Raw genomic sequence first — 8,766 nt, forward strand, 5'->3', positions numbered from 1 at the left:
CAGGCGGTGGGCGACGGCGGCAATGCCGAGCGGTCCGAAAGGCATGGTCAGTGCACTCCGGCGCAGATGGTCGCCCGCATGCAGGGTCGATTCGAGCGCGAGGCCAAGCCCGTCTGCCGCGACCGCGAGCGCCAGATGGGCGCGGTCGAATTGCAGGCCGCGCGGATTGAGCGGGACCAGCGGCGCGTGCCGGGCCGACCACTGGTCCCAGGGCACCACGCAGCGCAGCGAGTGGATCAACGGCACGCGGGCGATATCGGCGGGGGTGGTCAAGCGGTGCTCGGCCATGAAGCCTGCGCTCGCCAGCGGCACGATCAGTTCCTCGACCAGCGGCACCGCCTCACAGGAATCCGGCACCGGACGCGCATACTGGATATCGATCAGGATGCCGTCCCGGCCGAGCCGCGCGGGCTCGTGACTGGCATAGAGCGCAATATCGATCGCCGGGTGCGCGCGTAGGAACTGTCCGAGCCGCGGCACCAGCCAGAGCGTGGCAAAACTCGGCGAGGTGTGGATCGGCAGGCGGCGCACGCCGGCGCCGGAGGCGACGCGGCGCGTTGCGGTCACCAGCCGGGCAAAACTCTCGCCGATCGATGCGCTGTAGGTCAGCGCCTCCTCGGTCGGGATCACGGTTCGATTGACGCGCAGGAACAGCGGTCGATCCAGCATGCCTTCCAGCGCGCGCATCTGGTGGCTGATCGCCGACGGCGTCAGGTTCAACAGCTTGGCCGCGCCGGCAAAACTGCCAGCCTCCATCACGGCGCGGAAGGTCAACAGCCACTGCAGCGGCGGCAAATCGCCGATCATTGACGAATACAGTTCATCGATAAACGCATCCTTATTCGCTTTTTTGCGCTATTTTGTCATGCTACCATTCACAAATGAGGATTGCAGCTCATCAAATAAGCTGCAGACGATCCGGAGGAGACGTCGCCCGCCCGAGGTAGGGGCTGCACTGGCTTTTCTGGTCGTCAATTCCTCACTGGATGAGGCTGGCCCGATCATCGATCGGCCGAAGGCGGAAGGCGCACCCACATGAACCTGCATCGCATGCTGCTGGAACGGAAAGCGGCCGGACGGCCGGTGACGGTCGCCATCATCGGCGCCGGGAAATTCGGAACGATGTTCCTTTCACAGGCCCGCAACACCGACGGCATGCACATCGTCGGCGTCGCCGACCTCAACACCGCGCGCGCCCGCTCGCAGTTGAACCTTGCCTGCTGGCCGCAGGAGCAATATGCGGCGGCCACGATCGAGGACGCGCTCAAGAACGGCGCCACGCACATCACCGACGATGCCGACAAGCTCGTCACCCATCCCGGCGTCGAGGTCATCATCGAGGCGACGGGCGATCCCGGCGCCGGCATCCGATTCGCGCTGAAAGCGATCGAGCACGGCAAGCACATTATCATGGTCAATGTCGAAGCCGACGCCGTCGCCGGTCCGTTGCTGGCCCGCAAGGCGAAAGCGGCCGGCGTGGTCTATTCGCTGGCCTGGGGCGACCAGCCGGCGCTGATCGCCGACCATGTCGACTGGGCGCGCGCGGCGGGCTTCAAGGTGGTGTCGGCCGGCAAGGGCACGCGCTATCACCCGACATACCACCAGTCGACGCCCGACACGGTCTGGGACATCCTCGACAAGTACATGAAGATCAAGGATCGCAACTCGATCAATCCGAAGATGTTCAACAGCTTCGTCGATGGCACCAAGTCGGGCATCGAGATGACCGCCGTCTGCAATGCGACCGGGCTTCATGCGCAGACCGAGGGCCTGTCGTTTCCGCCGGCGACACGTTTCGAGCATGCCGAGATCTGCAAGCCGAAATCGGACGGCGGCGTGCTGGAGCGCAAGGGAGTGACCGAGGTGACGTCTTCGGTCTATCGCGACGGCACCGATGTTCCCAACAGCCTGGTGATGGGGACCTATGTCGTGATCGAGAGCGACAGCGCCTATACCGAGGAGTGTTTTCGCGAGTACAGCATGCTGCCGGACAAGACCGGCAAATATGCCTGCCTGTACCGGCCGATCCACATGATCGGGCTGGAACTCGGCATCTCCGTCGCCTCCGCCGCGCTGCGCAAGGAGCCGACCGGCGCGCCTGTCATGTTCAACTCGGATGTCGTCGCCACCGCCAAGCGCGCGCTCAAGGCCGGCGAGATGCTCGACGGCGAAGGCGGCTTCTGCGTCTGGGGCAAGCAGACCCCCGCCACGGCCTCGCTCGACGAGGGTTATCTTCCGCTCGGGCTCGCCCACAACGTCAAGCTCAAGACCGACATCGCCGAAGGTCAGCGCCTGAAATGGAACGACGTCGCCTACGATCCCGCCAATCTCGCCGTCAAGATCCGGCGCGAGATGGAGGCCGCCTTCGCCCGCCCCAACACCCGCGCCGCATGACCGGCAATCATGCATCGGGAGGGCAGCGTCGCGACGCAATCGTCCCCGACGCTACGCGCTCATGAAACGGTGCGGAACTTTTCGGCGAAGGGTTCCGGCCGCGGCTCCCCGCAGCCGTCACCAATTGGCGTTGGTGCCGCGCGTGTCGATGTGAACGAAGCTTGAATATTTGCCGATACCGCCCTTGAAATCGGGCGTACTGGCGCGCACTGCCTTCGCAACCGCATGCCACTGCGCGGCCGTGCCGCTGACGCAGCGAAAATCGATCGCGTTGAATTCCATGTGGAGGCTGGCGCTTTCTCCGCCGATACAACTGTTATAGGCCGGACTGCGATACCCCGACAGGACGGTGCATTTGGCATTCAGCCGGTGCCGAATTTCATCGAGCATCCTCGCCGTGGCTGCGATGCGGTGCCATTTTGCCTGCTCTGGAAGATGGTTCCTGCCAGCGCAACTGCCGCCCGGCGCGTTGCTTGCGCCCATGAACAGTAGTTCCTCAGCGCTGAAATGGCGCAGGCCCAGCGACTGAACGAAGCTCCGGAACGCCTGCATGTCGAAGGCTGTTGACGCCGGCGCGGCTGCAGTCGAACCCCGGACCGGAGATCCCGGATCGAAACCGGCGCCAATGTCGACCTTGGAGAACTCCTTCTTGTCATTCATCTTGGCGGACGTCTTGCGGGACGGTTTTGCGATTGGTTTGCCGCTTGGCGCCCTGGATGCGGCCTTCGTCGCTGGCGGCAGGGGAGATGCTTTTCCGCCGGCCGCTGCGAATCCGTCTTCGAAGACCCCTGCGCCTCGCACTGCGGCCATCTCACCGACTCCGATGAAGTCGGTAATGCCCGCGGCGATAGCCTTGGCAATCTTGTCGAGATAGGCAGTCGTCTTCAGCCGCGTCTCTTCGGCAGCGACGTCCATGAAACTGACTTCCAGCAGGCAGCAAGCGGTGCTGGCATGATGCAGGCCCGGTTTGAGTACGCCCAGCGGCTGACGCTTCACGCCTCCCGGATGGCCGGCGTTGCGGTCATTATGTCCGGTAGCCGCGACGACACGCTTCTGAACAGCGCGGCAAAGGTCGGCCGACAGCGAATTGTGCACCGTGTTGCAGATGGTCTCGGTGCCTTGCACCACGTGGTCGAAGCCGTTGAGGTGAATCGAGAGGAACACCGGCGCGGCGATCGACTTCGCTGCTTTCGCGCGGTCTGCAAGCCCGACATTGTTATCGGCCTTGCGCGTCAGCACCACGCTATGGCCGAGATCGGCCAGGATCTTCTCAGCGCGGAACGCAAGATCCAGCGTAACCGTCTTCTCCAGCAAACCCGTGGGACCGACCGCATTGTTGGGGCTGGAACCGCCTATTTTCGCTGTTCCACCGTGACCGGGATCAAGCACGACCAGAGTCATTTCTGCTCCTTTTTTCGCTTGAGGCTGGCAGGACTATTTTTGACGGCTGAAAGACTAACCCGAAATTCTATCAATCCTAGGTGGTATTCTTGAAAAAGTAAACTGTCCGCGTGACCGGGTTGGCGGTGGCGTCGCGCGACACCAGCGTGTTCCTGCCGCCGGTGGATGTTTGCGGCGCTCCATCCGGTCAAGGCGGCGAGCCTGCCATTCCCGCCTTCGCTCTTCGAGCTGCGGCGGACAAGTCAGCCAGCCCCACGACTGGCGGCGATCTCAGCCTCCCGCCATCAGATCCTTCGCCAGCGCCATGTAGGCCGGCAGCGTGACGGGATCGTTGGCGGCGTTGCCGGCGGCCGGGTGCGAGGCATAGCGTGCGATCACCATCTCGGCTTTTGGATCGATATAGATGCCCTGGCCGTGCACGCCGCGCGCCATGTAGGCGCCGTGCGCATTGTGCGTCACCCACCACTGGTTCCGGTACGACGCGCCGGGCAGCGTGGCGTAGCCGGCCGGTCTGAATTTCTCGGGATCGCCGCCGCGCGCAATGTCCTCGACCACGGCGGACGGCACGATCTGGCGGCCGTTGAAGCGGCCGTGGTTGCGGATGGTTTCGCCGAAGCGGGCGAGATCGCGCAGCGTCGTCGAAAGGCCGCCGCCGCCGCTTTCGGTGCCGATGCGGTCGACTTGATAATGCGCGTCCTCCTCCGCGCCCATCGGCATCCAGATGCGCTCCGACAGCAGATCGGACAGCGTCATGCCGCTCGCCCGTCTGATGATCCAGGCCAGCACGTCGGAATTGACGGTCTTGTAGGCGAACGCCTTGCCGTGCTCGCCCTGCTTGCGCTGCGTGCACAGGAAATTGAGAATATGGGTCGCGCCCTCATAGCCCGGCTCGATCGGCGCCATGCCGTTCGCGCGCCGCAGGGCGAACACCCCGGAATTCCTATCGGTATAGACCTCAGTGTATTCGAGGCCCGTCGTCATATCCATCGCCTCGCGCACCCGCGCATCGCCGAACGCGCTGGCCTTCAGCTCCGGCACATAGTCCGTGATCGGCGCCTGCGGATCGATCCTGCCTTCGGCAATCAGGATGCCGGCCAGCGTGCCGGTGAACGATTTTGTCACGGACATCGAGATGTGCGGTTTGTGCGGCTTCAGCGCGCCGAAATAACGCTCGTAGATCAACTTGCCCCGGTGCAGCACCGCGATGCCGTCGGCATAGGTTTCCTCCAGCATGCGCGCGAAGGTCATGGGACGGCCATCCATCGTGACGGACGCCGACGCGCCGATATCATGGTCCTCACGCGGCAGCACCGACACCGGCCCTGCCCCGCGCCAGACATTCACGGTCGGCACCAGCTGGCGGATATTGCTCCAGGCCCAGCGCAACTCGGGAAAGCTGCGGAACGAACCGTTGTGAAACGTGATGGTCTTGTCCGGCGGCGGCGGAAAACCCTGCATCCAGCCGAGCGATTGCGGATCGGTGTCAGTGGCGGTTGCTGGACTCGGGCTGGATGCGGCGGTCGCGACGGACATCTGGGCTTACTCCGAAGGGGTGATGTGGAATCGTAGCATGATGCAGGGTGAGGCGCAGCAAGCAGCACGCAGCATGGATGGAGCGAAGCGATACCCATCAAGCGTCTTTTGTATGAGATGATGGGTTTTGCAAGCGGCCCACCCCATCCTGCGGGTTGCGCGGCGGCGCCGGCGAATCGCGCATCCAGCGTCGAAGTTTACCGGTGCCAATCCTCGAGCCCGAGTCCACCGACGCGAACGAATTCGCGGGCATTGTGAGTTACGATCTTCAGCCCCCGCCGCAAGGCACAAGCCGCGAGCAGCAGGTCATAGGCGCCGATGGGCGTCCCGCGCTCGTTCAGGCTTGCGCGCAATTGCGCCGCCACGCGGGCATCCTCGCGCTCGAAGGGCAGGACGGAGATCGTGTTCAGAAGCATCCGCATGGCCTCCCGCACGCGCGGCGCAAGGCCGGGGTTGCGCGCCAGTCCGTACTCCACTTCCAATTCGGTAATGACCGAAACGGTCAATTGGGACGGCGCTTCCTGACGGAGCCGCGCCATCACCGCCTGTTCGCCGCGCGCGAAGTCACTCAGCACATTGGTGTCGAGCAGATACTTCACGAAAAGGCGTCTTCACGCGGCGGCCGCAACTCATCGCGATACGCTTCGAATGGCGGCGTGTCGGGAACGCCCTGCCACTCCAGGATCAGCGGTGGCCAGCCAGGGCTGCCGAGCGTCTTCTTGTCCAGCCATTCGCGCAACGCCTTGCGGATCAACCCGCTGCGCGTCTCGCCCAGCGTCTTGGCCGTCTGGTCCAGTTCCTCGGCCGTCTGATCGTCGAGATAGAGGTTGAAGTTCATGAGAAATCACCCGGGGGTCGGATATAACCTGTTACAGGTTATATATTGAGGCAAACCTCCGCAAGGGCCGGAGGTCCTGGACTGCACCCCATAAGTGAGACACGGTAATTTCTGTGCACTAAACTTCTCCGCCCATTAAATGCACTGCCGCCGTAATTCGAACGCGCAGCATCTGCTGCCGTCCCGCTATGCCGTTTTTGCAGCAGCCGCACTCGGTATATCGGTTTGGGAAAAATCGGCGCCCTTGTACAACAACGGGAGCCCCCGCACCTTCGCGAGTGCATAACTGAACACATCACCGAAGTTCAATCCCGCGGGATGGCCGCTGCCTCTGCCATAAGTCACGAATGCCGCATATGCCGCGTCTGCTTCGGACGCGGCCGGCGCGACCAGTTCGAAGGTCGGCAGCCGCAGCATGTCGTTGAGAAGAACGACCGCGCGTTCACCGCGCCGGCCATGGACTACCATGCGCGCCTCGACGGCCGAGACGGTGCTGACCAGAGCCTTTTCGGCGCGTTCGATTATTCTGATGAAGTCCTGCCGCTCCGGCTCACCCAGCGCGATGGCGACGATGGCCGAGGTGTCGACCACGATCATTTCGGCAGTCCGGCCGCGTCCCATTCCAGGGGATCATTGGCGTCCGTACGATCGGGAACGCGGTCCAGCTGCGCCAGCAGCGCCGCCATTTGCCCGGGTATGGCCGCCGACTGGGTCTGGCTTGCGAGGGCATCGATGGCACGTTCGACGACAGCGGTTTTGGTCATGCCGGTGGCACGAGCCAGCCGTTCGACCTTCGCCACAACAACCGGATTTGCGATTTGCAACGCCATGACAACCGCGCGAATGCTGATTTATTGATGATCAATATACATCAACATACCCGAGTTTCAAGGGTCACCTACTCCCACTCAATCGTCCCCGGCGGCTTGCTCGTGATGTCATACACCACCCGATTGACGCCCTTGACCTCGTTGATGATCCGCGTCGCGGTCTCGCCGAGAAACTTCATATCGAACGCGTAGAAATCCGGGTTGCGGTGACAGTGCGTTAAACTACTCCGACCATTAAATGCACTGTCACCGTAATTCCAAAGAGTGTTGATCGCTAGTTCGGTTGCCTATGGGTCTAGCTGCCCAACCAGGCCGTGATTGCCTGGAAATCACATACTCCCCGCCAAGAACTTACGATGCGGAAACTTCCACCTGTGGGAACCTTGCTTTCAATATACACTTGCGAAGCGGCTCTTTGCCGGAAGAACAGGCCAGTTGGCTTCGAAGATAGATTAGTTGGACGAGGTGCATTGCATTGAAAAAGCCCCCACGCAAGAAACCCGGAAGGAAGAAGGCCGCCAAGAAATCGATGTCCGCGCGCAACAAGAGCCATGTTTTGCTCGATGACTTCACGCAACGTTTCTCACAACTTCAGAAATTGTTTGAACGGTACAATCCCCACGACGTGTGCGTTGCGCTCAACATCTCCGATCTCTGGCTCCCGAATATCTCCAGTCAGGTAAAACATCTCTTCGCATTCAGTGTTTTTGCTTCACTACCCCCTCAGAGCTTCGCGTTCGACAAACGAATCGACAGTTACCCAGCCTTTCATGATTTTTCCAGTAAGATGCTGCGGTGTCTTCCAGAGTTTTCTATGCTGGAGGACTATGTACCGGAGGCGGATTGGGGCGAGATCAAGGTATTTTCAAGAGGTCAGTACCTAAGATTATTCTATGGTAGTTCCGTGGAGCGCATTTCCGACTACGTCGACGCGTTCAAGCTGCAACATAGTTCTTCGCCCTCAGCACTTAACGATTTGCACGCGGTCTTGAGATTTCAAGACTACTTGGTGTCCACCATCGATCACGCATTCGTCGGCGATGCTACGGGCGTGACGCCTGGTCACATCGAAACGCCCCAAAACGCATTTTGGGACCATTGCCATACGGCCTTGACGGAAGGCCCTTTGGAATTTGGACCTGATGTAGGCATCAGCCCAGATCTCGTTATCGAACTTGGGACTTGTCGCACACCGAAGACCAAGTCACGCTTCGGCGACGCGCTGATGACAGGAACCCTCCTACCCGCAGTCTCTATCCGAATCGAGGATAAGCAGTACCCGTTGTCTCTCAGGAACGCGCTCGGCTCCGTGTTGGATTATTGGGACGTTCGCCATAAGACAAATGACCAATCCTCAACAAATTCAGTCGCAGAGTTCCTCGGGCAACGATTCCATCCCCGAACGATGTTTCAAGGTCCACTAGCGCTGGCCACTCGCGCCCATACCTTACCATATCAGTTTGCGGCGTTTATTCACAGCGAACGGAAATGCCAATTCGTAATCGTGCTGGACGATCGCGCGCTGGGTGACTTACCCGATATAGAGAAAGACATTCGCGACATCTTCGCGGCTAATGAGGATTGGGGTCTTCGACTTGAGAACGATCGACGCGTCGCTGAATTTCGCGACGCAAATGGAAATCTTCTTCGGCCAGAGGAAACGTCGATCATCGCTATCATTCCTCGTACTGGGACCGCGCCGAAGAGAGTGCGAGTGCCTAAGACGACCGCCAGAATTCTATCGCTCCCGGATTTCGTTACCATCTTCGA

Annotated in this window: 9 protein-coding genes and 1 pseudogene; 2 read left to right on the forward strand and 8 right to left on the reverse strand. The window is 61.2% G+C overall.

Annotated features, from left to right (window positions below; genetic code table 11):
* Positions 1-807: LysR family transcriptional regulator (locus Q8N40_RS11955; RefSeq protein WP_305711956.1), on the reverse strand; the 807-nt coding region annotated here is incomplete at its 3' end.
* A gap of 228 nt (positions 808-1,035) precedes the next feature.
* Between Q8N40_RS11955 and Q8N40_RS11960 the strand changes: the two genes are divergently transcribed.
* On the forward strand, positions 1,036-2,394 hold the full coding sequence (locus tag Q8N40_RS11960; protein ID WP_305319840.1) for an NAD(P)H-dependent oxidoreductase: 1,359 nt from the start codon (positions 1,036-1,038) through the stop codon (positions 2,392-2,394).
* Positions 2,395-2,511: 117 nt separating this feature from the next.
* On the opposite strand, the gene Q8N40_RS11965 is transcribed toward Q8N40_RS11960, so the two are convergent.
* From Q8N40_RS11965 to Q8N40_RS11995, 7 genes and pseudogenes are all read right to left on the reverse strand, one after another.
* Complete coding sequence (locus tag Q8N40_RS11965; RefSeq protein WP_305711957.1) at positions 2,512-3,795, reverse strand: N-acetylmuramoyl-L-alanine amidase; 1,284 nt, start codon at positions 3,793-3,795, stop codon at positions 2,512-2,514.
* Positions 3,796-4,065: 270 nt separating this feature from the next.
* Positions 4,066-5,328 carry a serine hydrolase gene (locus Q8N40_RS11970; protein ID WP_305711958.1) on the reverse strand — a complete coding sequence of 421 codons (1,263 nt, stop codon included), beginning with the start codon at positions 5,326-5,328 and terminating at the stop codon, positions 4,066-4,068.
* Between the two features lie 197 nt (positions 5,329-5,525).
* A complete protein-coding gene (locus Q8N40_RS11975) occupies positions 5,526-5,927 on the reverse strand; it encodes a type II toxin-antitoxin system VapC family toxin (RefSeq protein WP_305711959.1) in 402 nt (133 codons plus the stop codon).
* Positions 5,924-6,166 (reverse strand): ribbon-helix-helix domain-containing protein, encoded by a 243-nt coding sequence (locus Q8N40_RS11980; RefSeq protein ID WP_305711960.1) that lies wholly within the window; start codon positions 6,164-6,166, stop codon positions 5,924-5,926. The genes Q8N40_RS11975 and Q8N40_RS11980 overlap by 4 nt, the downstream gene beginning before the upstream one ends.
* 186 nt (positions 6,167-6,352) lie before the next feature.
* Positions 6,353-6,760, reverse strand: coding sequence for a type II toxin-antitoxin system VapC family toxin (locus Q8N40_RS11985; protein WP_371135677.1), 408 nt, complete (start codon positions 6,758-6,760; stop codon positions 6,353-6,355).
* On the reverse strand, positions 6,760-6,996 hold the full coding sequence (locus tag Q8N40_RS11990; protein ID WP_305711962.1) for a type II toxin-antitoxin system VapB family antitoxin: 237 nt from the start codon (positions 6,994-6,996) through the stop codon (positions 6,760-6,762). The genes Q8N40_RS11985 and Q8N40_RS11990 overlap by 1 nt, the downstream gene beginning before the upstream one ends.
* Before the next feature lie 68 nt (positions 6,997-7,064).
* Positions 7,065-7,193, reverse strand: a pseudogene (locus Q8N40_RS11995) (hypothetical protein); the annotation flags it as partial.
* A gap of 278 nt (positions 7,194-7,471) precedes the next feature.
* Here Q8N40_RS11995 and Q8N40_RS12000 point away from each other — a divergent pair.
* On the forward strand, positions 7,472-8,766 hold a 1,295-nt coding region (locus Q8N40_RS12000), incomplete at its 3' end, for a hypothetical protein (RefSeq protein ID WP_305711963.1).

It is taken from the genome of Bradyrhizobium sp. (assembly GCF_030693485.1).
GTDB lineage: Bacteria > Pseudomonadota > Alphaproteobacteria > Rhizobiales > Xanthobacteraceae > Bradyrhizobium.

Coding starts and splice junctions, on each gene's coding strand:
- Q8N40_RS11960 (WP_305319840.1), top strand. CDS start 1,036: ATGAACCTGCATCGCATGCTGCTGGAACGGAAAGCGGCCGGACGGCCG.
- Q8N40_RS11965 (WP_305711957.1), bottom strand. CDS start 3,795: ATGACTCTGGTCGTGCTTGATCCCGGTCACGGTGGAACAGCGAAAATA.
- Q8N40_RS11970 (WP_305711958.1), bottom strand. CDS start 5,328: ATGTCCGTCGCGACCGCCGCATCCAGCCCGAGTCCAGCAACCGCCACT.
- Q8N40_RS11980 (WP_305711960.1), bottom strand. CDS start 6,166: ATGAACTTCAACCTCTATCTCGACGATCAGACGGCCGAGGAACTGGAC.
- Q8N40_RS11990 (WP_305711962.1), bottom strand. CDS start 6,996: ATGGCGTTGCAAATCGCAAATCCGGTTGTTGTGGCGAAGGTCGAACGG.